This window comes from Aeromonas sp. 600527 (assembly GCF_049175415.1).
Lineage (GTDB): Bacteria > Pseudomonadota > Gammaproteobacteria > Enterobacterales > Aeromonadaceae > Aeromonas > Aeromonas veronii_A.
Genome location: NZ_JAAKVA010000002.1, coordinates 169,860 through 196,138, shown reverse-complemented (window position 1 = coordinate 196,138; position 26,279 = coordinate 169,860). Strand labels below are relative to the sequence as shown.

The window sequence follows — 26,279 nt, the reverse complement described above, 5'->3', positions numbered from 1 at the left end:
GTACTGGCGGGTGGCTACCTCTTTGGTCTGACATGCTTTCTTGTCGTTTTATTATGAAAATGAATGGGCTAAGATGGCCGCGCGCAACAAACAAGTTGATAACAAACGGAAGTTAGGAGATGCCGATGGAAAGCAAAGTAGTAATCCCGACCCAGGGTCAGAAAATCACAGTCGATGCCAACGGCAAGCTGCAGGTTCCCAACCATCCGATCATTCCGTTTATTGAAGGGGATGGCATCGGTGTTGACGTAACCCCGGCCATGTTGAATGTGGTGAATGCTGCGGTCGAGAAAGCCTACAAGGGCGAGCGCAAGATCGCCTGGATGGAGATCTATACCGGCGAGAAATCGACTCATGTCTATGGCGAAGGTGCCTGGCTGCCGGCCGAAACCCTGGATTTCATTCGTGAATATTGCGTGGCCATCAAGGGCCCGCTGACTACTCCGGTCGGTGGCGGTATTCGCTCCCTCAACGTAGCCCTGCGTCAGGAGCTGGATCTCTACATCTGCCTGCGCCCGGTGCGTTACTACGACGGCACCCCGAGCCCGGTGAAACGTCCTGATCTGACCGACATGGTGATCTTCCGCGAAAACGCCGAAGACATCTACGCCGGCATCGAGTGGAAGGCCGACAGTGCCGAAGCGAACAAGGTGATCGCCTTCCTGCAAAACGAGATGGGCGTGAAGAAAATTCGCTTCCCCGAGTCCTGCGGGATCGGCATCAAGCCGATGTCCAAGGCTGGTACCGAGCGTCTGGTGCGCGCCGCCATCGAGTATGCCATCGACAATGATCGCGACTCCGTGACTCTGGTGCACAAGGGCAACATCATGAAGTTCACCGAAGGTGCCTTCAAGGATTGGGGTTATGCTCTGGCCCAGAACGAGTACGGTGCCCAGCTGATTGACGGCGGCCCCTGGTGCTCCTTCAAGAACCCGAAAACCGGCAAGACTATCGTCATCAAGGATGTCATCGCCGATGCCTTCCTGCAGCAGATCCTGCTGCGTCCGGCCGAGTATGACGTCATCGCCTGTATGAACCTCAACGGTGACTACATCTCCGACGCGCTGGCCGCTCAGGTAGGCGGTATCGGCATCGCACCGGGTGCCAACATCGGCGACGGCGTGGCCCTGTTCGAGGCAACTCACGGTACTGCACCGAAATATGCCGGTCAGGACAAGGTCAACCCGGGCTCCCTGATCCTCTCCGCCGAGATGATGCTGCGCCACATGGGCTGGGTTGAAGCGGCCGATCTCATCATCAAGGGGATGGAAGCTGCGATCCGCAACAAGACCGTCACCTATGACTTCGAGCGTCTGATGGAAGGGGCCACCCTGCGTTCCTGCTCCCAGTTTGCTCAGGACATGATCGACCAGATGTAATCTGCTGCTTGCCAGAAACGCAAAACCGGCGCCATGTGCGCCGGTTTTTTTATCGCGAAAGAGTGCAGGGGCTTATTGCGCCTGCTCTACGTGTTGCTGATAGCGTTGCTGCCATTTGCTGGTTTCTGCTTCATCACCCTGGGCCTTCCAGAAGGCGCAGATGGTGTTGGCAAGTTCCGAAGCCATCGCGTGATCTCCGTCACGTCGACTCATCAGATAATCTCCCAGCCAGCTTTGATATTGTTTCATTACCCGATCTCCTTATCTCATGTGCCCTTGAGGGGGCCCACCTTGACGGGAGCCTGACGGCTCATCTTGGGGGGAACATCCTCAGGCATGATGGTGCAAAGTCACGACCCGGGCAGAGAGCCTGATGGGCAATCTGGCGGCGAACATGACGCGAGATGTCAAAAAATGAGCGCCATTTTAGCACAAACTGACCAACTTGGGGAAATTGTCGCCACGGATTGTAATGGAGCGGCTCCATCCCCTTGTTCCCACAACAGAAAACTCGCCGTGAGGGCACGCTTGGTTTGGATGAAACTCGGGGAAACAGGGTAGGTAACCCTGTTGTGTCCGATTGCATCGACGAGCTCGACACTTGGTTCTGGATGAGCTGTGTCATGGACTCAAGAAATGGTCGAGGGGGGATGCAAAAGGGCGTTATGCGGGAGCTGGCTATGCGCGAAGCAATAGGGGGGCGGCCTTGCTGCCAACAGATGGCTGGCAGCAAGGTGACGGTCGGGATCAGGTGGTCTTTTCCAGATGGTTCTGGTAAATCTGTTGCCACTTGTCCAGTTCGGTTTCATCTCCCTGTTGCTGCCAGAACTCGCAGATGGAACTCGCCATCTCGCACGCCATGGCATGGTCGCCGTCACGGCGACTCATCAGGTATTGTCCCAGCCAGTTTTGATACTGTTTCATTGCACGATCTCCTTATCTATTTAGCCTTTGATATTGCTGCTGTGGGCCACTCGTCCGGCAGTGTTGTCACAGCCACTTTCGCCGCTTCGCTTATTGTCAATCAGGACAGATAGCGTATGAGAAAAGCGCGAAAGTGCTAAAAAGTGGCCACCACCTTACCACAAAATGGTATGAAAGGCAGGTTTTGGGGCCAATTGAGTTTTCAGTGCAGGGGATTATCTCGACCTGGCGACAGGGATTGACGGAGTCCAGCAGTATAACGGACAGGTGTTTGAACCCCTTTACTGGGTTACCCGACGTGCTTGCCAATAGCGGCTGTTCCAGTAGACGTTGTCGAGTCTCGAACGGATTACTCCCTTGCTCGTGGAGGCGTGGATAAACTCGCCGGCACCGGTATAGACCCCCACATGGTACTGCTGCCAGCCGGTTTTGAAGAAGACCAGATCCCCGTGTTGCAGCCGGTAGCGATCGACCGGTTTGCCGATACTGGCCTGGGATTCGGTGGTTCTTGGCAAATTGACCCCCAGCACCTGATTGTATGCGAGCTGGGTGAATGCGGAGCAGTCGAGTCCGGCACGGTTGGTGCCTCCCATCCGGTAGGGGACGCCACGCCACTGCTGGTAGAAACCGTCAAAGGCACTGCTCTGCTGGCGGGGCGGCGGTGGCTCTGGTGTGCTGGAGCAGGCGGCCAGCAGCAGGGTCAGCAGGGATAGCAGCAGCTTGCGGTACATCGGAGAGCTCTCCACAACGGGGTCAACCAATAGGGACGTCTGTTAACCGCCACCCCGGACAGAATGTGGTGACGGCCGCCTGTGGCGTGACAACTTTTCCATCTTAAACAGGGAGCTGGCTTGATACCTAGTCCCGAAAGGAGAAAATGCGGCAAGCGAGCGAAAAACGCCAGCCTGCGGCTGGCATTCGGGGTCAGTGGGCGGGATTGATCAGTGGGGTAAGCAATTCTGCCAGCTTATAGAAGGTTTGCACCCGGGTGGTACTGGGACGCCAAACCATGCCGATCTCGCGATAGGATTTTTCCCCCGGCAGCGGGATGGCCACCAGATCGGAGTTGGCAAGAATGCCGGCATCGATGGCCATTTGCGGCAGGAAGGTGGTGCCAAGACCCGCTTCCACCATCTGCACCAAGGTGTGCAGGCTGGTGGCGGCAAACGGGTTGATCTTGCTCTTGTCCCGCAGACGGCAAGCGCTCACTGCGTGCTCGGTGAGGCAGTGCTCCCGCTCCAGCAGGAAGATGCTCTGGTTTGGCAGCTCCTTGTAGTCAAACGGGGTGTGAAGACCGGCCGCCATGCTGGCGGGCATTACCATGTGGAACGGATCCTGACCGACGGTCTTGCAGTGAAAACCACCGATCTCGATGGGCAGGGCAAGGATCAGCAGATCGAGTTGACCTTGTTCCAGCTGCTTGAGCAGATTGCTGGTGGTGTCTTCCCGCAGTAACAATTCGAGGTCAGGATAGGTTTTGCTGCACACTTTCAGCAGCTTACTGAGCAGGAAGGGGGCGATGGTGGGAATACAGCCCAGACGCACTGTCCCCTGCATTACACCGCCCTGGTGTTGACCTAGCTCCATCAGATCCCGCGCATCGGAGAGCAAATTGCGAGCTCGCTCGACGATTTCCATGCCGACCGGGGTCATAATGAAGCTCTTGTGATCTCGCTCCACCAGTTGTAGGTTCATCATCTCTTCCAGCGTCTGGATCCCGGTACTCAGGGTCGACTGGCTGACATGACAGGCTTTGGCGGCACGATTGAAGTTTTTGTGCTCGTCGAGAGCGACCAGATATTGCAGCTGTTTGAGGCTGGGCCAACGTTGCATAGGAAAACCCGATTAATGCTATCTATTTAATTTGATTTAACTAATCTACCACCGGGTCTATAGTTTGTCGCTTGATTTAGACGGACTAGGCTCTTGGTAGCCCAATCCTGACTGGATTGTTCACTTCACTTAAAGAGGAATTGAATATGGTATTGGTAGGCCGTCCCGCACCCGATTTTACCGCCGCAGCCGTTCTGGGTAATGGCGAAATTGTTGATTCATTCAACCTGTCATCCCACATCAAAGGCAAAGCTGCTGTTGTCTTCTTCTATCCGCTCGATTTCACTTTCGTCTGCCCGTCCGAGCTTATTGCTTTTGATCACCGCTATGAAGAGTTCCAGAAACGTGGCGTGGAAGTGATCGGTGTTTCCATCGATTCCCAGTTCTCCCACAACGCATGGCGTAACACCAAGGTTGAAGATGGTGGTATCGGTCAGGTCAAGTACCCGCTGATCGCCGACGTCAAGCACGAAATCTGCAAGGCCTATGACGTTGAACATCCGGAAGCCGGTGTGGCGTTCCGTGGTTCCTTCCTGATCGACAAGAATGGTGTCGTTCGTCATCAGGTGGTCAACGATCTGCCGCTGGGCCGCAACATCGACGAGATGCTGCGCATGGTCGATGCCCTGCAATTCCATGAAGAGCACGGCGAAGTGTGCCCGGCTCAGTGGGAAAAAGGCAAAAAAGGTATGCAAGCCTCTCCGGACGGTGTTGCCAAGTACCTGTCAGAGAATGCTGACGCCCTGTAATGGCCGTCGCACTCTGTTTGAAAAACCGGCGTCTTTGCGCCGGTTTTTTTATACCTGAGATTTATCTATCCCCTGACATAGTGGCCACACTCTTTTCGCCCCTTCTCCTCTTCGCCCCTCGCTGTTCCAAGCTGCCGTTAGCTGCCGTACTCGTCGTTTCGGGATGAGATGCTGACCCTAGGGCTGGGAACGGGATGTGCCAACAGACAGACAAGAGCTATAAAAAAAGCGCGCCATAGGCGGCGCGCTCAGTTCACAAGCAGAGGCATTATTCCTCAAAGATCCCGAAGTGTTCTTTGGCAAAGCTGACCCGCTGCGCCACACTCATCTTCACTTGCCCCAGCTTCTCGATGGTCTTGAGGTTGGGCACCAGGCCACGGCCGTTGGCGATTTGAATGGCCAGACCCGGGCGGGCGTTGAGCTCCAGCAGCATGGGGCCGCGGAACTTGTCCAGCACCATATCGGTACCGATATAGCCCAGACCAGACATCTCGTAACAGGAGGCGGCCAGGGTGAGCAGGGTATCCCAGTGGGGTACCTTGAGCTCATAGAGGTCGAGGCCGGTATCCGGATGGTGGCGCAGCGGATTGCCAAACTGCACCGCCCGCAGCGCGCGGCCGGTACGCAGGCACAGACCCACCCCAACGGCGCCCTGGTGCAGGTTCGCCTTGCCATCGGAGGCCGAGGTGGAGAGGCGCATCATCGCCATCACCGGGAAGCCTTTGAAGATGATCACCCGGGCATCGGGCACCCCTTCGAACGAGTAGCCGTCGAATACGTCATCGAAGTTGATAAGGCCTTCGACCAGCGCTACGTCTGGCTTGCCACCAAGCGAATAGAGCCCCGCCAGAATGTTGGAGACATGGCGCTCCAGATCCTGGCCGTTGCAGGCGCTGCCGTTGGGTTTGTAGAAGAGACCATCTTCCTGACGGAGGATCACCAGGATCCCCTTGCCGCCAGAGCCACGGGCCGGCTTGATGCAGAAGCCCGGCCAATCTTTTACCAGCTCGGTGATGCGACCTACATCGTGCTGGGCACGGATGGTGCCGATCAGCTCAGGCACCGTCACGCCTGCATCCAGCGCAATTTGCTTGGTCTGCAGCTTGTCATCCACCAGCGGATAGAGGCTGCGCGGATTGTAGCGGCTGATGTAGGAGTGGTTGCGCTTGTTCATACCGAGGATGCCTGCCTGCGACAGGCTCCACGGAGTAGTGTACTTTTCCCAGAACCACATCTGTTACTTGTCCTTACCCGGGGTGGCGCCAGACTTGATCTCGTCCACCAGCGGCTTGAAGCGCTTCAGCTCGCTCAGCTTGTAGCCGGTGTAGTTACCCATCAACAACACGGTCGCCATCAGTACCAGCTGCAGGCCGAGGAAGTTGAAGGTGAGGTGACGGATCAGTTCGTTGTCCATGGCCAGATAGGCGATGATGGCCACCAGCAGGGAGCCACCGCCCTGACGGAACACCTCTTTCGGGCCCTCTTCTTCCCACAGGATGGACATCCGCTCGATGGTCCAGGAGAGGATGATCATCGGGAAGAAGGTGATCTTCATACCGTCGGTCAGCCCCAGCTTGAAGGCAAAGGCAGAGAAGATACCGATCATCGAGATCACCATGATGATGATGGCCGATATTCGGGCGACCAGCAGCAGGTTGAGCCGTGACAGATAGGAGCGGATCACCAGACCTGTGCCGACGATCAGCAGGAAGCCCACCAGACCGGTGATCAGCTGGGTCTGGATAAAGGCGACGGCGATCAGCACCGGCATAAAGGTACCGGAGGTCTTGATGCCGACAATCACGCGCAAGAACACCACCATCAGCACGCCGATCGGGATCAGCAGCAAGCCCTTGAACAGGGTCTGCTCTTCCAGCGGCAGGCTGTGGATAGAGAAGTTCATCATCTCTGATTTTTCAAACTTCTGGGCCAGCGCCACGCTGACCGGCTGCTCCTGCTCGATCATCGAGAAGCTGACACGGGAGTTGTGACCACCGGTCACATCCAGCAGGGCGCCGGAGTTGTACTCCCACAGCAGCAGGTTGGCCGGACGGCCCTGTTCACCGGTTTGCGGGTTGAACAGCTTGTAGTCGGTCGGGCTGTTGAATACCTGCAGGTAATCCACCAGCTCCTGACGACGGCGGCCATCTTCCAGATTCAGAGCATGCACCACGCGGGTGGGGACGTCAGCATTGTTGAGCAGCTCGGCGATCAGGTTGGCACGGCTCTTGTGCTTTTTCAGCAGCTCGGCGTTCTGCTCCTGCTTCTCGATCTCCTTGATGATCTCGCGAGTCAGGGTGTAGCCGTCGGCGGAGCGCTCCTGGGCACGTTCCAGGATCTGCTTCATGGCGGTGGCGTAGGGCTCGCTCTCGATCTGCTTCTCGATGGCAGGCGGCTGCGGATTGGCGGCCGGTTTGGCATGGGCATCTGCCATCATGTCGACGCGGTAGTAGAGCTCCTGACGGCCGGAGGCGGTGCGGATGGACCACTCGGCGCGGGCATCGCCATCTTTCTCGACAAAGGAGAGGCCGTAGCCGGGGCTGGCGGCGTTCTCGTTCATCAGGGTGAAACCGGGCTGGGTGCCCGGAATGGCCAGGGAGGCGATCACCGGCTCACCGGTCGCCTCAAACTCCAGCTTGGCTTCGATGGACCAGATCTGGCGCTTTTCACCGGGCGTCAGCGGCACATCCAACGCGATATGGTGATAGATCGTCATCCCCAGGCCGACAATGTACAGCAGGGCTACCAGCAAATAGAACGGCTTACGGGAAACCATGGATTATTTCACATCCTTGAGCTTGGGTTTGGGTTGGATATATTCGCGGGCCACATCAACCACGGCGATGTCTTTCAAAAATTCGCGACCCAGCAGCACCGGGAAGGTCATGTCGCTGCGGTCCTTCAGGGTAAATTCGGCTTTCTCGGTCATGTCGCCAATCCGTACCGCCAGACGGACCACCGGACGGCGGTCGAGATCGTCGGCAGAGGCCTGACGCACCCGCACATGGCGTACCAGCGGCGCTTCGATCTGGATCTTGTCATCCACATCCTGATGACTCAGGAAGAAGCGCACCCAGTTTTTGCCATTGCGTTCGAAAATGGTGATCTCCTGGGCACTGATGGAGGAGGTGGTCGCACCGGTATCGACCCGCGCCTGGAAGGCGTCGTTGGCGGCATCAACCCAGATCCACTCCGCTTCACCGACCATCAGCTTGCCATCGATGGTGTGGCCCTGATTGGGGGCCGGGCACTTCTCGGTGGGGATGGCCATCGGCTTGGGCGGCTCGGAGGGGAGGGTGGCGAGCTTGTGGTCTACTTGCTTGACGGACTCTTTCATATTGGTGACATCTGTGTTGAGCTGAACCAGCAGGTGCTGTTGCTGCACATACTGCTTCTGTTGCTGTTCCATGGATGTTTGCAGGCGCTGCTCGCTCTGGCTCAGCTCGCTACGAAGCTCGGCCAGCGTCAGAGCAGGGACCTGAGGCGCTTTTTCCATATTGACACACCCGCCGAGACTAAGCAGGGAGAGCAGGGTCATTCCTTTTAATTTGCTTTTCATGTCATTCATTTAACTGTGCTTCCTGGAATTGGGTCAGTGTAACTTCCTGAATCGCCATCGGCTAGTCTTTGGCCTTGCGGGCAATCAGTACGGCACGTTTCGGCGCCGGGTGTCCTTCTACCGTGAGTGCCGGATTGTCTGGATCCAGATAGTCACTCAGGGATTCATTAATCATCCAGTCGGTACGACGCTGTTCGTCGGTGCTGGTCATATTCTCGTCTACTATCCGCACGTCGGTGAAGCCGCAGCGCTCGACCCACAGCTTGAGGGCGCGGCTTGAGGGAATAAACCAGACGTTGCGCATCTTGCCGTAACGATCGGTGGGCATCAGCACGTCGTTGACCCCGCCATCGATCACCAGGGTCTCCAGCACCAGCTCGCCATCATCTTTCAATTGATTGCGCAGCTGCTCGATGTGCTCGATGGGGGATTTGCGGTGATAGAGCACCCCCATGGAGAAGACGGTGTCAAAGGCACGCAGCTCCGGCAGCTCCTGAATACCGAGCGGCAGCAGGTGGGCGCGCTGATCATTGCCTGCGAAGTGGCGAATGGCCTCGAACTGGCAGAGGAACAGCGGGCTAGGGTCTATGCCGACCGCCAGCTTGGCCCCTTCACCCACCATGCGCCAGAGGTGGTAGCCGCTGCCGCAGCCCACATCCAGCACGTAACGGCCTTCGAGCGGGCTGATATGGGGCAGCACCCGATCCCACTTCCAGTCAGAGCGCCACTCGGTATCGATATGGATGCCGTGTACGGTGAACGGCCCCTTGCGCCAGGGCATGAAGTGGCGCAGCAGGCTCTCGACCTTCTTGCGCTCCCCTTCGCCCAGGCTCTCGGCCGAGCCGATCTCGACCCGGCTTTTCAGCTCGATGTTGCCGGGGGAGACCACCGGCAGCTTGTTGAGGGCACGATTCCAGCGCGGCAGGTCGCCATGCTGGTTGTCATGTTGCCAGGCATGCAGCTGGGCGGGCAGGGTATGCAGCCAGTGGCTCAGCCGGTTTTTGGCAATCAGTTGATAGAAATTGGCAAAGTCGATCATGGCTGGGCGTCGCTGGATTTGATGGCAATCATGGAGCCGAAGTTGAAGCACTGGAACCAGAGATCCTGATGAACGAAACCGGCATCCCGCAGGCGTGCCTGATGCACCGGCAGGCTGTCGGTGCGCATCACGTTCTCAAGGGCGGTGCGCTTCTGGCTGATCTCCAGCTCGCTATAACCGTTGGCCCGCTTGAAGTCGAGGTGCAGATCGATGAGCAGCTCGTTGACCGGTTCATCTTCAAAGCGGAACTTTTCGCTCAGGATCAGGATCCCGCCCGGGCGCAGCCCATCGTGAATACGCTGGATCAGGGCGGCCCGTTTCTCTGGCTCGACAAATTGCAGGGTGAAGTTGAGCACCACCACGGAGGCGTTCTCGATCTCGATGTCGCAGATATCCGCCTCTACCAGCTCCACCGGCACCTCGGATTTGAAACCGGAGAGGTGGGCGCGGGCGCGTTCGATCATCGGGTGGGAGAGATCCACCGCGGTAATGCGGCAGCCGGGCTGGCTGACATGGCGACGCATCGCCTGGGTCGCGGCGCCCAGTGAGCAGCCGAGATCATAGAGTCGGCTCTCGGGTTGGGCGTAGCGGGCGGCCATCATGCCGATGGCAGAGATGATGTTGCTGTAACCCGGCACCGAGCGCTGGATCATATCGGGGAATACGTCGACGACCTGTTCGTCAAAACAGAAGTCGCCCAATCGGGCGATCGGGGCGGCAAAAATTTGGTCTTTGGTCTGCATGCTGGCGCAACCTGACAGTCGGGACATCACCCGGCTGTATTGTTCAATTGAGTCGTTGGGTGACACCCATCAGAGTAGATTTATCACCTGTTTACGAACGGGGTGGCTGGTCGTGAAATCCTTTGGACCGTTCCTGTTCGTACGGGCCATGTTCCGGACCCTTACTTGGGGCGGTAGTGTAGAGGATTGATGGCCGTTTGTCTTGACGCCAGGGCTTGCAACGCCACAAAAAAGCACTTTTTTTGCAGCGAAACGATGGCTGCAGAATGGGTTGGCTAAAAGCGCAGCACTCCCTGCCGTGCGCGATCGTTTTCCCCAGGCCAGGGGGCCATCTCCTGCTCCAGCAAGCGGGTGATCTGGCGGGCCAGCTCAGGGGCCTGGGCGTTGTCGGCAGTATGTATATAGAGGTAGAGATCTTTCCCCTCCGCGAGCCACTGGCGCCAGTGGGGGAGCCAGCTGGGCAGGAAGGGGTGGTTGGCCGCCGGATCCGGCAGGCCGATAAAGCGCACCATGGGGGCGTTGGCGGTGGCCAGCAGATGCACCGGCAGGCGCGGTTTCTTGCCCTGGGCATCGACAAGGGCTGGCGTGGTTGCTTGCACCGAGAAGAGTGGCCGGCTGTCGAGCATCACCCGGTTCACACCCTGTTCCATCAGCAGCCGGTTCAATGCCCGCTCGGCCTCCCCCTTGGCGAAAAAGTCGGGGTGACGCACCTCGAGGGCGTAGCGAAACGCCCGTGGCAGCCGATCGATGAAGGCCGCCAGTCTGGCCAGCCCCTGTGGCCCGAAACGGGCGGGCAGCTGCAGGGTGAGCAGCCCCAGCTTGTCGTGTAGTGGCGCAAGCAGCTTGATAAAGTCGGCGACTTGTTTGTCTGCGCTCACCAGATCGCTCTGGTGGCTGATGGTTTGCGGAAACTTGAAGTTGAAACGAAAGTGATCGGGCACCGCATCGGCCCAGCGCTGTACCGTGTCCGGTGTCGGCAGGGCGTAGAAGGTGGTGTTACCCTCCACCGAGTTGAAGACGGCCGCGTAGTGGGCGAGGTGTTCGGCAGGCTTGGCGCCAAGGCCCAGCAACTGGCCGGGCCAGCTGGGGTGGGACCACTGTGGCAGGCCCAAATAGAGGCTCATGGTGGCTATTCTCTTCGCTCTTGGTGCATTCGTGCCGATTTTTTGCCCGCTTTTTGTCATCGAGTGCAAAAAACTGGCGAAAGGAGGCTGCTGGCCATTTTACCCAAAAGGGGGTTTTCCTCTATAATGCCAGCCCTTTTGTTTTTCAATTTCTTGTGACCCATGCCTATCTACGAATATCGTTGCGACGTCTGTGGCCATGAATTGGCAAAACTGCAAAAGCTTTCCGATGCCCCCCTGACCGACTGTCCGGCCTGTAGCAAGCCGAATCTGGTCAAGCTGATATCGGCGGCAGGCTTCCGGCTCAAGGGAACCGGATGGTACGAGACTGATTTCAAACCGGGTAAGAAAAAGAATCTGGCCAGCTGTGAGACAGACGGTGCTTGCCAGTCGTGCCCGGCGGCCCAAGGTTAACCGTCTCTCTACAATTTCGAAGGAAGAAGTCCATGCGCTCTATCTATTGCGGACAGGTCAATGAGGCCCATGCAGGGCAGACCATTACATTGTGCGGTTGGGTTCATCGTCGTCGTGATCTCGGCGGTCTGATCTTTATCGATATGCGCGACCGGGAAGGGATCGTTCAGGTGTTCTTCGATCCGGACAAGCCGGAGGCGTTCGCGCTGGCCTCCGAGCTGCGCGGCGAGTTCTGCATCCAGGTGACCGGCGTGGTGCGCACCCGTCCCGAGTCCCAGCGCAACAGCGACATGGCCACTGGCGCCATCGAAGTGTTCGCCCACGAACTCAACATCATCAACCGTGCCGAGCCGCTGCCGCTGGACTTCAATCAGGTCAACAGCGAAGAGATCAGCCTCAAGTATCGCTACCTGGATCTGCGTCGTCCCGAGATGGCCAAGTACCTGAAGACCCGTGCCAAGGCCAGCGCCTTCGTACGCCGCTTCATGGACGAGCACGGCTTCCTCGATATCGAGACCCCGATGCTGACCAAGGCCACCCCGGAAGGTGCTCGTGACTATCTGGTGCCGAGCCGCGTGCACAAGGGCAAGTTCTACGCTCTGCCGCAATCACCCCAGCTGTTCAAGCAGTTGCTGATGATGTCCGGCTTCGATCGCTACTACCAGATCGTCAAGTGCTTCCGTGACGAAGACCTGCGTGCCGACCGCCAGCCGGAATTCACCCAGATCGACGTGGAGACCTCCTTCATGACCGCGCCGCAAGTGCGTGAAGTGATGGAAGAGATGATCCGCAAACTGTGGCTGCACATCCTGAACGTGGATCTGGGCGACTTCCCGATCATGACCTTCGACGAAGCCATGCGTCGCTACGGCTCCGACAAGCCGGATCTGCGTCTGCCAATGGAGCTGGTCGATGTGGCTGATCTGCTGACTACTGTCGAGTTCGCCGTGTTCGCTGGCCCCGCCAACGATCCGAAAGGCCGTGTGGCTGCCCTGAAAGTCCCGGGTGGTTCCGAGCTCTCTCGCAAGCAGATCGACGAATACACCAAGTTTGTCGGCATCTACGGTGCCAAGGGCCTGGCCTGGATGAAGGTCAACGAAGCGGCCAATGGTATCGAAGGCGTGCAGTCTCCGGTTGCCAAGTTCCTCTCTGACGCCATCGTGCGCGAGATCCTGACTCGTACCGGCGCTGCCGACGGCGACATCATCTTCTTTGGCGCTGACAGCAAGAAAGTGGTCTGCGATGCCATGGGCGCCCTGCGTCTGAAAGTGGGTCGCGATCTGGGCCTGCTGGAGAACAGCTGGAAACCGCTGTGGGTCATCGACTTCCCGATGTTCGAGGAAGATGGTGAAGGTGGTCTGGCCGCCATGCACCACCCGTTCACCGCGCCGAGCAACATGAGCCCGGCCGAGCTGAAAGCCAACCCTGTGGGTGCTTACGCCAACGCCTACGACATGGTGATCAACGGCTACGAAGTGGGTGGCGGCTCTGTCCGTATCCACAACAGCGAGATGCAATCCACCGTGTTCGATATCCTGGGTATCACCCCGGCCGAGCAGCGTCTGAAGTTTGGCTTCCTGCTGGATGCCCTGAAGTACGGCACCCCGCCGCACGCCGGTCTGGCCTTCGGTCTGGATCGTCTCAGCATGCTGCTGACCGGCACCGAAAACATTCGGGACGTCATCGCCTTCCCGAAAACGACCGCGGCCGCCTGTCTGATGACAGACGCCCCCAGCCTTGCCAATGCCGCCCAACTGGGTGAGCTGGCGATTGCAACCACCGTCAAGGGCGACGAGTAAGCCGATACCGGCACCGGAGGCCGCCGCCGTGCGGCCTCTGTGTTTCCCTTGGGTTAGTCATGATCAGTGTTACTGACATTTAAAAATAACGGAGAGTCTCTATGGCAGGTCACAGTAAATGGGCCAACATCAAACACCGCAAGGCCGCTCAGGACGCCAAGCGTGGCAAGATCTTCACCAAACTGATCCGCGAAATCACTACCTCCGCGCGTCTGGGTGATGCCGATCCGGCCAACAACCCGCGTCTGCGTGCTGCGGTGACTGCCGCCCTGACCAACAACATGACCCGCGACACCATCAACCGCGCCATTCAGCGTGGCGCCGGTGGTGGCGATGGCGAACAGCTCGAGACCATCGTGTACGAAGGTTACGGCCCGGCTGGCTCTGCGGTGATGGTAGAGTGCCTGACCGACAACCGTAACCGTACCGTAGCCGAAGTGCGCCACGCCTTCAGCAAGTGCGGTGGCAACCTGGGCACCGACGGCTCCGTTGCCTATCTGTTCAGCAAGAAAGGTCTGCTGACTTTCGTAGGCGTAGACGAAGATGCCCTGATGGATGCTGCGCTGGAAGCGGGCGCCGATGATGTGGTCACCGAAGAGGATGGCACCATCGAGGTGTATACCACCCCGAACGACTTCGGTACCGTGCTGGATGGTCTGGAAGCTGCCGGCTTCAAGGCCCAGAGCGCCGAAGTGACCATGATCCCCTCCACCGAAGCTGAGCTGGATGCAGAAACTGCACCCAAACTGATGCGCCTCATCGACATGCTGGAAGATCTGGACGACGTGCAAGAGGTTTACCACAACGGCTCCATCTCCGATGAAGTCGCTGCGACCCTCTGATCGCTGAATCGTGCTCTCCCGATGGCAGCCTGATGGCTGCCATTTTTTTATCTTTGCATCGTGGCAACTGCTGATGTGTCGGTTGCGCAACCGGCGCAACAACTCTCTTCACTGACAATCTTTCCCGCTTTTTCTGCGAATTATCATTGCTCTGTCTCTGCCAGTCGGTTGGCCCTGCACGTATGCCAGTCGCAGTTCTGCTGCATTGCGTTAGCGAGGCTCCGCTTACCCTGTTTATCACATCTTTAGCTCTTGAGATGGCGTTGACTGCTCACATCTGCCCGTCAGGGTAATTGCGTTGCGGGTAGGGGATAGGAGGTGACGGGACGTGCTCTTGTTATTACAGGGGCCCATCAATGCAGAGTCACTGGTTGGGATGTTGATAGCGGATAGGCTGGGGCGAGTTGGTTGGTTGGTTGGTTGGTTGGTTGGTTGGTTGGTTGGTTGGTTGGTTGGTTGGTTGGTTGGGAAGTTAGGCGCTGCACTACCGCAATCGGCTGGAGTGAGGAGCTCTGTGATAAGTGGCAGATAAAAAAAGCCCGCGCAGTGCGCGGGCTTGTTATCTCAGGACTGGTTATCAGGCCTTGGATTTCTTCTTGCCTTCAACCTTGGCTTCAACCGGGGCAGCAGTTACCGGAGCGGCTTCGGTGAACGGACGACCGTAGTAGGAGTCCAGCAGAACCTGCTTCAGCTCGCTGATCAGCGGGTAGCGCGGGTTAGCGCCGGTGCACTGGTCATCGAAGGCTTCGATAGCCAGCTGGTCAACCTTGGCCAGGAAGTCAGCTTCAGTCACGCCAGCTTCACGGATAGAGGCCGGGATACCCAGGGTAGCCTTCAGCTCGTCCAGCCAGGTCAGCAACTTCTCGATCTTGGCAGCGGTGCGGTCACCGGCAGCAGTCAGACCCAGGTGGTCAGCGACTTCGGCGTAACGACGACGAGCCTGCGGACGGTCGTACTGGGAGAACGCAGTCTGCTTGGTCGGGTTGTCGTTCGCGTTGTAGCGGATGACGTTGCTGATCAGCAGGGCGTTAGCCAGACCGTGCGGAATGTGGAACTCGGCACCCAGTTTGTGAGCCATGGAGTGGCACACACCCAAGAAGGCGTTGGCGAACGCGATACCGGCGATGGTGGCAGCATTGTGCACCTTCTCACGAGCGATCGGGTCGTTGGCACCGTTCTGGTAGCTGGACGGCAGGTACTCTTTCAGCATTTTCAGGGCTTGCAGCGCCTGGCCGTCGGAGTACTCGTTAGCCAGTACGGAAACATAGGCTTCCATGGCGTGAGTCACGGCATCGATACCACCGAAGGCACACAGGGACTTCGGCATGCCCATGACCAGGTTGGCATCAACGATGGCCATGTTCGGGGTCAGCTCGTAGTCAGCCAGCGGATACTTCTGACCAGACACTTCATCTGTTACTACTGCAAACGGAGTGACTTCAGAGCCGGTGCCGGAAGTGGTGGTGATACAGACCAGTTCGGCCTTCACGCCCATTTTCGGGAATTTGTAGATACGCTTGCGGATGTCCATGAAGCGCATGGCCAGATCTTCGAACGCAGTGTTCGGGTGCTCGTACATTACCCACATGATCTTGGCAGCATCCATCGGTGAACCACCGCCCAGCGCCAGGATAACGTCCGGTTTGAAGGAGTTGGCCATCTCGGCACCCTTGCGAACCACAGCCAGGGTCGGGTCAGCTTCTACTTCGTAGAACACTTCCACTTCCATATTCTGTGCTTTCAGCAGGCTGACCAGTTCATCGGCGTAGCCGTTGTTGAACAGGAAGCGGTCGGTCACGACCATGGCACGCTTTTTACCTTCCAGGTCGCTCAGAGCGATCGGCAGGGAACCACGACGGAAGTAGATGGATTTCGGAAGTTTGTGCCACAGCATGTTTTCTGCCCGTTTTGCGACTGTCTTCTTGTTGATCAGGTGCTTCGGACCCACGTTTTCGGAGATGGAGTTACCGCTCCAGGAGCCGCAACCCAGGGTCAGGGACGGAGCCATTGCGAAGTTGTACAGGTCACCGATACCGCCTTGGGTAGACGGAGTGTTGATCAGGATACGCGCGGTTTTCATCTTGTCGCCGAAGTACTTGATGCGGTCAGCGTTGCGGTCCTGGTCGGTGTACAGACCTGAGGTGTGGCCGATACCACCGATGTTGACCATGTCACAGGCCATATCAACGGCGTTTTCGAAGCTGCTAGCACGGAACATACCGAGCAGCGGGGACAATTTCTCGTGAGCAAACTCATCTTCTGCACACAGCTTGACGCCTTCACCGATTAGGATCTTGGTATCAGCCGGTACAGTCACGCCTGCCATCTCGGCAATCTTGGTGGCTGGTTGGCCAACGATGTTGGCGTTCAGGGCACCGTTGATCAGGATGACTTTACGTACCTTGTCAGCATCTTCTTTGGAGAGCACGTGGCCCTTGTGGGATGCAAAGCGCTCTTTAACCTGGTCGTAGATGGCATCAACAACGATGACTGCCTGCTCGGAAGCACAGACCACGCCGTTATCGAAAGTTTTGGACATCAGGATGGAGGCAACGGCACGCTTCACGTCGGCGGTTTCGTCGATAACGATAGGTACGTTACCGGCACCCACACCGATAGCAGGCTTACCGGAGGAGTAGGCTGCTTTGACCATACCCGGGCCACCGGTGGCCAGGATCAGGTTGATGTCTTCGTGCTTCATCAGGGCGTTGGAGAGCTCAACAGACGGTTGGTCGATCCAGCCGATGATGTCTTTCGGTGCACCGGCGGCAACAGCTGCATCCAGTACCAGCTTGGCAGCGGTATTGGTGGAGTTCTTGGCGCGGGGGTGCGGGGAGAAGATGATGGCGTTGCGGGTCTTGAGCGCGATCATGGATTTGAAGATCGCAGTGGAGGTCGGGTTGGTGGTCGGAACGATACCACAGATGATACCTACCGGCTCGGCGATGGTGATGGTACCCATCTGATCATCTTCGCTCAGAATGCCGCAGGTCTTCTCGTCTTTGTACTTGTTGTAGATGTATTCGGAGGCGAAGTGGTTCTTGATAACCTTGTCTTCGATGATACCCATACCGGACTCTTCCACGGCCATCTGGGCCAGGGGGATACGGGCGTTGTTGGCGGCCAGGGCGGCGGCACGGAAGATCTTGTCTACCTGCTCTTGAGAGAAGCTGGCGAATTCACGCTGGGCTTCCTTAACGCGGGCGACCAGTGCATCCAGTTCAGCCAAATTGGTTACTGCCATGTTTATCTCCTGATTATTTGAAAACTGTTTAGTAAGACGTTGGCAATGCCCGGCAATTATAGTCGCCCTGTCAAGAGGGTATCGTTGCAACAGCTTTTTCACATGCCTTACTAAATCGCTTTCTGAGTCGATTATAGAGCGGGGCTGACTCAGAAAAACTTGATCTGGATCATGTGTAACAAAAGAACAAAAGAAATTTTATTTCACAATCCTTGTTTGACTGATGTTATCGGAATGTGCATCAAAGGGAAAGGCGAGATACTTGTTAACGCAGGGTAATAAACCACATTTATCAAGTGGTTAATTGCACTCAGCCATAGTATTACAGAGCTATTTTGGCGGTATAGGTTAGCAAATATGAGTGAATTGGTTTCAAAATCACCGACAAACGCACTTTATTCCAGCGTTTGTTGCAAAAATGATTGTTGTTTTAATCCATGACTAATCCGCTTTATTCCCCGAGGGCGCTATTTCTGCCCGCTTCGCGATTTTTGCGTTGTGGCTCTCTTGCCGAGTCAATGAAGTGATGTCTGGCCTGAAATAGTGGAAAGGCAAAGCATAGATTCTCTCGAGTCGCTAGGTAATTCGGTCAGCCACCGTCTGACTCTCTGGGCATGATTAAGCAGGCTTGCGCTCACTTTTCTGGCGCGTGTCGGGCGGTAGAAAGGGCTTTTGGCATCGGTTTATGCCAGTTAGCGCGGATGCATTAGATGAACTAACTAAAAAACCCTCAAAATGGTGAGATTATTTGATTGGTGCCCGCTCTGGCTATGATGTAAATTTACGCACGAAATTAATGGACTGGCCCGCTGGGCCCGAAACTCTATTGGAAGGCGCCTATGGCAGCAATTGACGTCTCGTTGTATCTGAAGTTTTTTGTCGGTTTGTTCGCAATTATCAACCCGCTTGGTTTGTTGCCGGTGTTTGTCAGTCTGACCAGCCACCATACCCAGGCCGAGCGGATGAAAACCAATACCACCGCCAATATCGCGGTGATGGTGATCCTGCTGGTCTCCATGTATATGGGGCAGCTGATCCTCGATGGGTTTGGTATCTCGCTGGCGTCGTTCCGGATCGCCGGTGGGTCGCTGATTACCCTGATTGCCTGGTCGATGCTGCAGGGCAAGCTGGGCGAGGTGAAGCACAACAAACAGGAAAAGGGCGAACTGGCTGTGCGCGAGTCTATCGCCGTGGTACCGCTGGCGCTGCCGCTTATGGCGGGCCCCGGTGCCATCTCCTCGGTGATTGTCTATGCCAGCCAGAGCCACTGGCAGCAGCTGCTCGGCATGTCAGTGGTTGTCGTTGTCTTCTCTTTCTGCTCCTGGCTCATCTTCCGCGCCGCGCCGCTGCTGTTCAAGATCATGGGCAACACCGGTATCAACGTGGTGACCCGTATCATGGGTCTTATCATGATGTCGCTGGGTATCGAGATCATGGTGGCCGGCATCAAGGGGGTTTTCCCCAGCCTGATGTGAGCCAGCTCCGCTTTATGAAAGCCGGTCCTCGTGACCGGCTTTTTATTGGTTGCTTTTTGCCCGGTCTTTTCTAGAATCGGGCGTTTGTGTGAAAAATGAGCGTTTTGTCGGTGTTTTAATACTGAAAAAGCGCGTGTCAGCTGATTTTTTAACCAGAAAATGACGGTTACCCTGACAATATCTGTTGCATTATCGGAATTGGCAGGGAATTATGCTGGGAGCGGGTTTTAACCCCGTCACTTTAAAAACGCATGGAATGTTCTTGTTGGAGTAGGGAAATGACTCATAAAAAAACAATGATTAACACATTGCTGATGGCTGCACTGTTTGGTGGCGTCAATGTGGCTCAGGCTGCCGATGTCCCGGCGGGAACCAAGCTGGCTGAAGTCCAGCAACTGGTAAAAGGCAACGGTTCCGAGCCTGCGACCTTGGACCCACAGAAAGTTGAAGGAACGCCTGAGTCTGCAATTTTGCGCGACCTCTTTGAAGGTCTCGTGACATCCGGTTCGAAAGGGGAAGTTGTTCCTGGTGTCGCAGAGTCTTGGGAAACCAAGGATAACAAGCACTACGTCTTCCACCTGCGCAAAGATGCCAAGTGGTCCAACGGTGAACCTGTCACCGCACATGATTTTGTATATGCCTTCCAGCGTGCAGTTGACCCCAAGACAGCCTCTCCTTACTCCTGGTATCTGGAGATGCCAACTATTGCCAATGCTACAGAGATCATTGCTGGCAAGAAGCCGGCTGATACGCTGGGCGTGAAGGCGACCGACGACTACACCTTCGAAGTGCAGCTCGAGAAGGCTATCCCTTATTTCGTAACCATGCTCTCTCACACCACCACCTACCCGGTACCGAAGAAGGTCATCGAGAAGTATGGTGAAAAATGGACCCAGCCGGGCAATATGGTAGGTAATGGTGCCTACGTATTGAAGGAGTGGGTTGTTAATGAGCGAATTGGCTTGGAGCGTAATAAAAACTACTGGAATGATGCGAAAACGGTGATCAACAAGGTTACCTATCTTCCGATCCAGTCCACCAACGCGGAGCTAAATCGCTTCTTGGCTGGTGAAATTGATATGACATGGAACGTGCCTATCGAACGTTTCAAGCAACTCAAGAAAGATTACCCGGCTGATTTGAAGGTTGAAGGTCTGGTTTCTACTTATTACTACCAGTTCAACATCAAGAAAAAGCCGTTTGATGACGTGCGAGTGCGAACTGCTCTTTCTTATGCGGTCAATCGTGACGTGATTGCAGATAAAGTCATGGGGCAAGGGCAAAAACCCGCATATGGGTTGACGCCTGACTATGTCGATGGTTTTAAACCGGTTGCCCCAGAGTGGTCAAAAATGACCCAGGCCGAGCGTGATGCCAAGGCCAAGGCGCTGCTTGAAGAGGCAGGTTTCGATGCCAGCAAGCCGTTGAAGTTCGAGCTGCTCTACAACACCGATGACAACCACAAGAAAGTGGCTGTGGCCGTTGCTTCCATGTGGAAAAAACTGGGTGCAGAGGTCAGTTTAGTGAACCAGGAGTGGAAAACTTACCTGGAAACCAAGAAGCAGGGCCAGTTTGACGTGGGTCGTGCCGGCTGGAGCGCCGACTACAACGAAGCCTCATCCATGCTGGATCTGATGCAGACCACTCACGGCAACAACGATGGCAAGTACTCCAATCCAGCGTTTGACAAGTTGATGACCGACTCTCGTGATCAGGTTGATGCGGACGCTCGCAACAAGCTCTATGTCCAGGCGGAAGAGATCCTGGCCAAGGACATGCCGATCATCCCGATATACCAATATGTTCAACCTCGGATGGTCAAAGCTTATGTTGGGGGTTACCCAAGCAACCCGCTGGATAACCTCTACAGCAAAGATATGTACATCATTGCTCACTGATTTAAAGCAACAAGTCGCATAACAAGCAGGGCCCGCCGGACGGCGGGCCTTTATTACAATCGCGACCCTTTGGAAGCAGTACAGGACAGGAAATGTCTATGTTGAAATTCATTTTTAAACGGCTATTGGAAGCGATCCCGACTCTGTTGGTCTTGATCACTGTCTCTTTCTTCATGATGCGTTTCGCCCCGGGTAACCCCTTTACCAGCGAACGTTCACTTCCCCCTGAAGTGATGGCCAATATCGAGGCCAAATATGGGCTCGACAAACCCATTGGCATGCAATATCTCACCTACCTGGGCAACCTGGTGCAGGGTGATTTGGGTCCCTCTTTCAAATACAAGGATTTCACCGTCAATGATCTGGTGAGCCAGGCGTTGCCTGTATCCGCCAAGATCGGGACCACGGCCTTCTTCTTCGCCGTGTTGCTGGGGGTCACCTTCGGCACCATAGCGGCACTGAAACAGAACACCATCATCGATTATCTGCTGATGTCGTCGGCTATGGCCGGGGTGGTGATCCCGGGCTTTGTGCTGGCGCCCTTGCTGGTGCTGTTTTTCAGTATTCATCTGGGCTGGTTCCCTGCCGGTGGCTGGCAGGGCGGTGGCATCCAGTTTATGGTGCTGCCGGTGTTCGGCATGATGATGTACTACATCTCTGCCATCTCGCGGATCATGCGGGGCAGCATGATCGAGACCATGAACTCCAACTTCATCCGTACCGCCCGTGCCAAGGGCTTGCCGCTGCGCCACATCATCCTGAAACACGCGCTGCGTCCGGCCATGCTGCCGGTGGTCTCCTATCTGGGCCCGGCCTTTGTCGGCATCATCACAGGTTCCGTGGTGATCGAGACCATCTTCGGCCTGCCGGGGATCGGTCAGCTGTTCGTCAACGGTGCCCTTAACCGTGATTACTCCATGGTGCTCGGTCTGACCATTCTGGTCGGCGCCCTCACCATCACCTTTAACGCAGTGGTCGATATTCTCTACGCCTTTATCGATCCCAAGATCCGTTACTAATTCGGGAGTTCATCATGGTTGTTTCAACTGAAAAACGCGATGCCGTCGAGGCGTTCGCGCAAAAAGTGGAAGTGGTGGAGGGGCGCTCCCTGTGGAAGGATGCCCGTCGCCGTTTCCTGCGCAACAAGGCGGCCCTGACCAGCCTGATCATTCTGACCATCATCGGTCTGGCGGTCATCTTTGGCCCCCATTTGTCCCAATACACCTTTGACGATCCGGACTGGGGCGCCATGCAGTCGCCGCCGGATATGGAAGCAGGTCACTACTTCGGAACCGACAGTCTGGGGCGCGATCTGTTCGTGCGCACCCTGCTGGGCGGTCGCATCTCCCTGATGGTCGGCATCATGGGCGCCATGGTGGCGGTCATCATCGGCACCCTGTATGGCGCGGCCTCCGGCTTTATCGGCGGGCGGGTCGACAGCCTGATGATGCGGGTACTGGAGATCCTCAACGCCTTCCCCTTCATGTTCTTTGTCATCATGCTGGTCACCTTCTTTGGCCGCAATCTGGCACTCATCTTTATCGCTATCGGGGCGGTGAGCTGGCTCGACATGGCGCGTATCGTGCGCGGCCAGACTCTCAGCCTCAAGAGCAAGGAGTTTATCGAGGCGGCCCACGTCTGTGGCGTCTCCAAGTGGAAGATCATCACCCGTCACATCGTACCGAACGTACTCGGTATCGTGGCCGTTTACGCCACCTTGCTGGTGCCGGGGATGATCATGTTTGAATCCTTCCTGAGTTTCCTGGGCCTTGGGGTTCAGGAACCGATGACCAGCTGGGGTGCCCTGCTGGATGAAGGCTCCAAGTCGATGGAAGTGGCCATCTGGCAACTGCTGTTCCCCGCCGGTTTTATGGTGGTGACCCTGTTTTGCTTCAACTTCCTCGGGGATGGTCTGCGTGACGCCCTTGATCCGAAAGATCGTTAATCGAGCATCGGGTCGACAGGAAAGCATCACGAAAGATCGATAAGGAGTTTTTATATGAAGTTACTGGATGTGAAAGATCTGCGGGTCGAGTTCAAGACCCCGGATGGCAATGTGGTGGCGGTCAACGACCTCAATTTTTCTCTCTCTGCGGGTGAAACCCTGGGGATCGTCGGCGAGTCCGGCTCCGGTAAATCCCAGACGGCCTTTGCCATCATGGGGCTGCTGGCCAAGAACGGCATTATTACCGGTTCCGCCAAGTTTCAGGGGGAGGAGATCCTCAACCTGCCGGAGTCCAAGCTCAACAAGATCCGCTCCGAGAAGATCGCCATGATCTTCCAGGACCCCATGACCTCGCTCAACCCCTACATGAAGGTGCAGGATCAGCTGATGGAAGTGCTGATGTTGCATAAGGGCGTCAGCAAGGCGGAAGCGTTCGAAGAGTCGGTGCGGATGCTCGATGCGGTGAAAATTCCCGAAGCGCGCAAGCGGATGGGGATGTATCCCCACGAGTTCTCCGGCGGCATGCGTCAGCGGGTGATGATCGCCATGGCACTGCTCTGCCGGCCGCAACTGCTGATCGCCGACGAACCGACTACCGCACTCGACGTGACCGTACAGGCCCAGATCATGACTCTGATGAATGAGCTCAAGCGCGAGTTCAACACCGCCATCATCATGATCACCCATGACCTTGGCGTGGTCGCCGGTATCTGCAACAAGGTGCTGGTGATGTATGCCGGTCGTACCATGGAGTACGGCAAGGTAGACGATATCTTCTATCGCCCGAGCCACCCCTACACCGAAGGCCTGCTGCGCGCCATTCCTCGTCTCGATACCGAAGGGGAAGTGTTGCCCACCATCCCGGGCAATCCGCCCAACCTGCTGCGTCTGCCGACCGGTTGCCCCTTCCAGGAGCGTTGCCACCGTGTGAGCGAGATTTGCGGCCAGCAGTCACCGATCCTGACCCCGTTCAACGACGGTCGGGAGCGTGCTTGCCACTGGGTTTCGGATGCCATGAACAAGGGGGCCAACTAAATGGGTGCCGACAAAAAATTGCTGTTGGAAGTGTCTGACCTCAAGGTCCACTTCAGTATCAAGAGTGGCAAGGCGTGGCCTTGGGCCAAGCCATCCGATTTGAAGGCGGTCGATGGCGTTACCCTGCGCCTCTACGAAGGGGAAACCCTCGGCGTGGTGGGTGAATCCGGCTGCGGCAAATCGACCTTTGCCCGCGCCATCATCGGTCTGGTACCGGCCACCGATGGCAAGGTGGTGTGGCTGGGTGACGATCTCACCAAGCTCGATCAGAATGCCCTGCGCGAGAAGCGCAAAGAGATCCAGATGATCTTCCAGGATCCGCTGGCTTCTCTGAACCCACGCATGACCATCGGCGACATCATCGCCGAGCCGCTCATCACCTTCTATCCCAACCTGCCACGGGAAGAGGTGAAGGAGAAGGTGCGCGCCATGATGAGCAAGGTGGGGTTGTTGCCCAACCTGGTCAACCGCTATCCGCACGAGTTCTCCGGCGGCCAGTGCCAGCGGATCGGGATTGCCCGGGCGCTGATCCTCGAGCCCAAGATGATCATCTGCGATGAGCCGGTGTCAGCGCTTGATGTCTCTATCCAGGCACAGGTGGTCAACCTGCTCAAATCCCTGCAAAAGGAGATGGGGCTGTCGCTCATCTTCATCGCCCACGATCTGTCGGTTGTCAAACATATCTCCGATCGGGTGCTGGTGATGTATCTGGGCAACGCCGTTGAGCTGGGGACTCGCAAGGAGATCTTTGCCAACCCGTTGCATCCCTACACCAAGGCGCTGATGTCCGCGGTGCCAATCCCGGACCCTGAGCTGGAGCGCAACAAGGTGATCCAGATCCTGGAGGGGGACTTGCCCTCACCGATGAACCCGCCGTCCGGTTGCGTGTTCCGCACCCGCTGCCCGGTGGCTGGCCCCGAGTGCGCCAAGACCCGCCCCGTGCTGGAGGGGAACTTCGATCACGCGGTCTCCTGCCTCAAGGTCGACCCGCTCTGATGGGGATGTGTTGAACCTGCTTGCGGGGCTCCTTGATGGGGCCCCGATTTATTTTTGACGGCAGTGAAGATGCCTCTTGGCGTTATCTTTTACCGCTGCTACTATCCGCGCAACAAGGGGAGTAACTTCTCGCCGGTTTGTCGTCATTACGGTGCACCCATATCCTGCAGTGCACCCGGCAGCCGGGCAGTCGATGCAAATCAGCTGTAAGTGAGACCTTGCCGAGAGGCAAGGTGTATATGCTCCAAACGCAAACCCACGCCTCTCGGTCGTGGGTTTTGTCGTTTTTGGGAGAAGTGAAAATGGGTGAATGGTGGATGTGGACCGGTTTCTTCAGCATAGTGCTGGTCCTGTTATGGATAGACATACGCTTTGTCGGTGGCGGCAAGTCACACAAGGTGTCCCTCAAAGAGGCGGGTGTCTGGTCCCTCATCTGGGTCAGCGTGGCGCTGCTCTTCAACCTGGCCATCTGGCTCTGGCTGGATCACAGCGCGGGCCGTGAGATTGCCAACCAGAAGGGACTGGAGTTCCTCACTGGCTACCTCATCGAGAAAGCGCTGGCAGTGGACAACGTATTCGTCTGGCTGATGCTGTTCGGTTACTTTGCCATTCCGGCCGAGCTGCAGCGCCGGGTGCTGCTCTATGGAGTACTGGGTGCCATCGTGATGCGTGCCGGTATGGTGTTCGCGGGTAGCTGGCTCATCGAGCAGTTCCACTGGATCCTCTATCTGTTTGGCGCTTTCCTGCTGCTGACCGGTGCCAAGATGCTGTGGGCGGCCGACAAGGAGCCTGATCTCGCCAACAACCCGTTGCTGGGCTGGATGCGCCGTCGTTTCAAGGTGACCGAGACCCTGGAAGGGGAGAAGTTCTTCGTCTGGCGTGACGGTGTGCGCTATGCCACCCCGCTGCTGCTCATTCTGGTGTTGGTGGAGGTGAGCGATCTCATCTTCGCGGTGGACAGTATCCCGGCCATCTTCGCGGTGACCACGGATCCCTTCATCGTGCTGACCTCCAACATCTTCGCCATCATGGGTCTGCGCGCCATGTACTTCCTACTGGCGGGTGTGGCTGATCGCTTCGCCCTGCTCAAATACGGTCTGGCGCTGATCCTGATGTTTATCGGGGTCAAGATGCTGCTGCTGGATATCTTCAAGATCCCGACCGGCATAGCACTGGGCGTAGTCGCGTTGATCCTGCTGGCATCCATGGGGCTGAGTCTGTTTGTGACCCGTAAAAAGGCCGCTTGAGCGCGGCAGACAATTAAGCAATAACAACAAGGGC

General features: G+C 56.8%; 23 protein-coding genes. 12 read left to right on the top strand and 11 right to left on the bottom strand.

What is annotated here, in order from left to right; all coding sequences use genetic code 11:
- The first annotated feature begins 125 nt into the window (after positions 1-125).
- Positions 126-1,379 (top strand): NADP-dependent isocitrate dehydrogenase, encoded by a 1,254-nt coding sequence (gene icd / locus G5154_RS04380; protein ID WP_005347179.1) that lies wholly within the window; start codon positions 126-128, stop codon positions 1,377-1,379.
- A gap of 72 nt (positions 1,380-1,451) precedes the next feature.
- Here the strand turns inward: icd and G5154_RS04375 are convergent, their stop codons facing one another.
- From G5154_RS04375 to G5154_RS04360, 4 genes are all read right to left on the bottom strand, one after another.
- The gene (locus G5154_RS04375; protein WP_005337712.1) at positions 1,452-1,628 is read right to left on the bottom strand and encodes a hypothetical protein; all 177 of its coding nucleotides are present in this window, start codon (positions 1,626-1,628) and stop codon (positions 1,452-1,454) included.
- A gap of 498 nt (positions 1,629-2,126) precedes the next feature.
- Positions 2,127-2,303: a hypothetical protein gene (locus tag G5154_RS04370; RefSeq protein WP_005347176.1), complete on the bottom strand. Its 177-nt coding sequence runs from the start codon at positions 2,301-2,303 to the stop codon at positions 2,127-2,129.
- A gap of 281 nt (positions 2,304-2,584) precedes the next feature.
- Complete coding sequence (locus G5154_RS04365) at positions 2,585-3,034, bottom strand: C40 family peptidase (RefSeq protein ID WP_216978433.1); 450 nt, start codon at positions 3,032-3,034, stop codon at positions 2,585-2,587.
- A 193-nt stretch (positions 3,035-3,227) separates the two neighbouring features.
- Positions 3,228-4,136, bottom strand: coding sequence for a hydrogen peroxide-inducible genes activator (locus G5154_RS04360; protein WP_216953260.1), 909 nt, complete (start codon positions 4,134-4,136; stop codon positions 3,228-3,230).
- 146 nt (positions 4,137-4,282) lie between these two features.
- Between G5154_RS04360 and G5154_RS04355 the strand changes: the two genes are divergently transcribed.
- Positions 4,283-4,885 carry a peroxiredoxin C gene (locus tag G5154_RS04355; protein ID WP_026457190.1) on the top strand — a complete coding sequence of 201 codons (603 nt, stop codon included), beginning with the start codon at positions 4,283-4,285 and terminating at the stop codon, positions 4,883-4,885.
- A gap of 268 nt (positions 4,886-5,153) precedes the next feature.
- On the opposite strand, the gene G5154_RS04350 is transcribed toward G5154_RS04355, so the two are convergent.
- The 6 genes from G5154_RS04350 to G5154_RS04325 all read right to left on the bottom strand — a co-directional run bounded on the left by G5154_RS04350 (position 5,154) and on the right by G5154_RS04325 (position 11,350).
- Positions 5,154-6,119, bottom strand: coding sequence for an alpha-L-glutamate ligase-like protein (locus tag G5154_RS04350; protein WP_421250394.1), 966 nt, complete (start codon positions 6,117-6,119; stop codon positions 5,154-5,156).
- 3 nt (positions 6,120-6,122) lie between these two features.
- Entirely contained in the window at positions 6,123-7,661 is a 1,539-nt protein-coding gene (locus G5154_RS04345) for an inactive transglutaminase family protein (RefSeq protein ID WP_216953263.1), read from the bottom strand.
- A 3-nt stretch (positions 7,662-7,664) separates the two neighbouring features.
- Positions 7,665-8,453, bottom strand: a complete 789-nt coding sequence (locus tag G5154_RS04340; RefSeq protein ID WP_040067873.1) for an ATP-dependent zinc protease — start codon at positions 8,451-8,453, stop codon at positions 7,665-7,667.
- Between the two features lie 52 nt (positions 8,454-8,505).
- Positions 8,506-9,483: a tRNA 5-methoxyuridine(34)/uridine 5-oxyacetic acid(34) synthase CmoB gene (gene cmoB / locus G5154_RS04335; protein WP_013723597.1), complete on the bottom strand. Its 978-nt coding sequence runs from the start codon at positions 9,481-9,483 to the stop codon at positions 8,506-8,508.
- A complete protein-coding gene (cmoA, locus tag G5154_RS04330; protein ID WP_236768462.1) occupies positions 9,480-10,226 on the bottom strand; it encodes a carboxy-S-adenosyl-L-methionine synthase CmoA in 747 nt (248 codons plus the stop codon). The genes cmoB and cmoA overlap by 4 nt, the downstream gene beginning before the upstream one ends.
- 275 nt (positions 10,227-10,501) lie before the next feature.
- Entirely contained in the window at positions 10,502-11,350 is an 849-nt protein-coding gene (locus G5154_RS04325; protein ID WP_421221419.1) for a DUF72 domain-containing protein, read from the bottom strand.
- 162 nt (positions 11,351-11,512) lie between these two features.
- On the opposite strand from G5154_RS04325, the gene G5154_RS04320 reads away from it, so the two are divergent.
- The 3 genes from G5154_RS04320 to G5154_RS04310 all read left to right on the top strand — a co-directional run bounded on the left by G5154_RS04320 (position 11,513) and on the right by G5154_RS04310 (position 14,405).
- The gene (locus G5154_RS04320; protein WP_005337686.1) at positions 11,513-11,764 is read left to right on the top strand and encodes an FmdB family zinc ribbon protein; all 252 of its coding nucleotides are present in this window, start codon (positions 11,513-11,515) and stop codon (positions 11,762-11,764) included.
- 32 nt (positions 11,765-11,796) lie between these two features.
- On the top strand, positions 11,797-13,563 hold the full coding sequence (gene aspS, locus G5154_RS04315; RefSeq protein ID WP_421221420.1) for an aspartate--tRNA ligase: 1,767 nt from the start codon (positions 11,797-11,799) through the stop codon (positions 13,561-13,563).
- A gap of 101 nt (positions 13,564-13,664) precedes the next feature.
- A complete protein-coding gene (locus G5154_RS04310; RefSeq protein ID WP_005337681.1) occupies positions 13,665-14,405 on the top strand; it encodes a YebC/PmpR family DNA-binding transcriptional regulator in 741 nt (246 codons plus the stop codon).
- A 577-nt stretch (positions 14,406-14,982) separates the two neighbouring features.
- Here the strand turns inward: G5154_RS04310 and adhE are convergent.
- Complete coding sequence (adhE, locus tag G5154_RS04305; protein WP_019446648.1) at positions 14,983-17,649, bottom strand: bifunctional acetaldehyde-CoA/alcohol dehydrogenase; 2,667 nt, start codon at positions 17,647-17,649, stop codon at positions 14,983-14,985.
- An 839-nt stretch (positions 17,650-18,488) separates the two neighbouring features.
- On the opposite strand from adhE, the gene G5154_RS04300 reads away from it, so the two are divergent.
- The 7 genes from G5154_RS04300 (at position 18,489) to G5154_RS04270 (ending at position 26,245) form a co-directional block, all read left to right on the top strand.
- Positions 18,489-19,124, top strand: a complete 636-nt coding sequence (locus G5154_RS04300) for a YchE family NAAT transporter (RefSeq protein WP_005337678.1) — start codon at positions 18,489-18,491, stop codon at positions 19,122-19,124.
- A 278-nt stretch (positions 19,125-19,402) separates the two neighbouring features.
- Positions 19,403-21,022 (top strand): ABC transporter substrate-binding protein, encoded by a 1,620-nt coding sequence (locus tag G5154_RS04295; protein WP_266135098.1) that lies wholly within the window; start codon positions 19,403-19,405, stop codon positions 21,020-21,022.
- Positions 21,023-21,120: 98 nt separating this feature from the next.
- The gene (oppB, locus tag G5154_RS04290) at positions 21,121-22,041 is read left to right on the top strand and encodes an oligopeptide ABC transporter permease OppB (RefSeq protein ID WP_069555437.1); all 921 of its coding nucleotides are present in this window, start codon (positions 21,121-21,123) and stop codon (positions 22,039-22,041) included.
- A gap of 14 nt (positions 22,042-22,055) precedes the next feature.
- Positions 22,056-22,967 carry an oligopeptide ABC transporter permease OppC gene (gene oppC, locus G5154_RS04285; RefSeq protein ID WP_139407229.1) on the top strand — a complete coding sequence of 304 codons (912 nt, stop codon included), beginning with the start codon at positions 22,056-22,058 and terminating at the stop codon, positions 22,965-22,967.
- A gap of 54 nt (positions 22,968-23,021) precedes the next feature.
- On the top strand, positions 23,022-24,002 hold the full coding sequence (locus G5154_RS04280; RefSeq protein ID WP_005337668.1) for an ABC transporter ATP-binding protein: 981 nt from the start codon (positions 23,022-23,024) through the stop codon (positions 24,000-24,002).
- Entirely contained in the window at positions 24,003-24,998 is a 996-nt protein-coding gene (gene oppF / locus G5154_RS04275; RefSeq protein ID WP_005337666.1) for a murein tripeptide/oligopeptide ABC transporter ATP binding protein OppF, read from the top strand. It begins immediately after the preceding gene.
- Between the two features lie 302 nt (positions 24,999-25,300).
- On the top strand, positions 25,301-26,245 hold the full coding sequence (locus tag G5154_RS04270; RefSeq protein WP_005337664.1) for a TerC family protein: 945 nt from the start codon (positions 25,301-25,303) through the stop codon (positions 26,243-26,245).
- Positions 26,246-26,279: the final 34 nt, after the last annotated feature.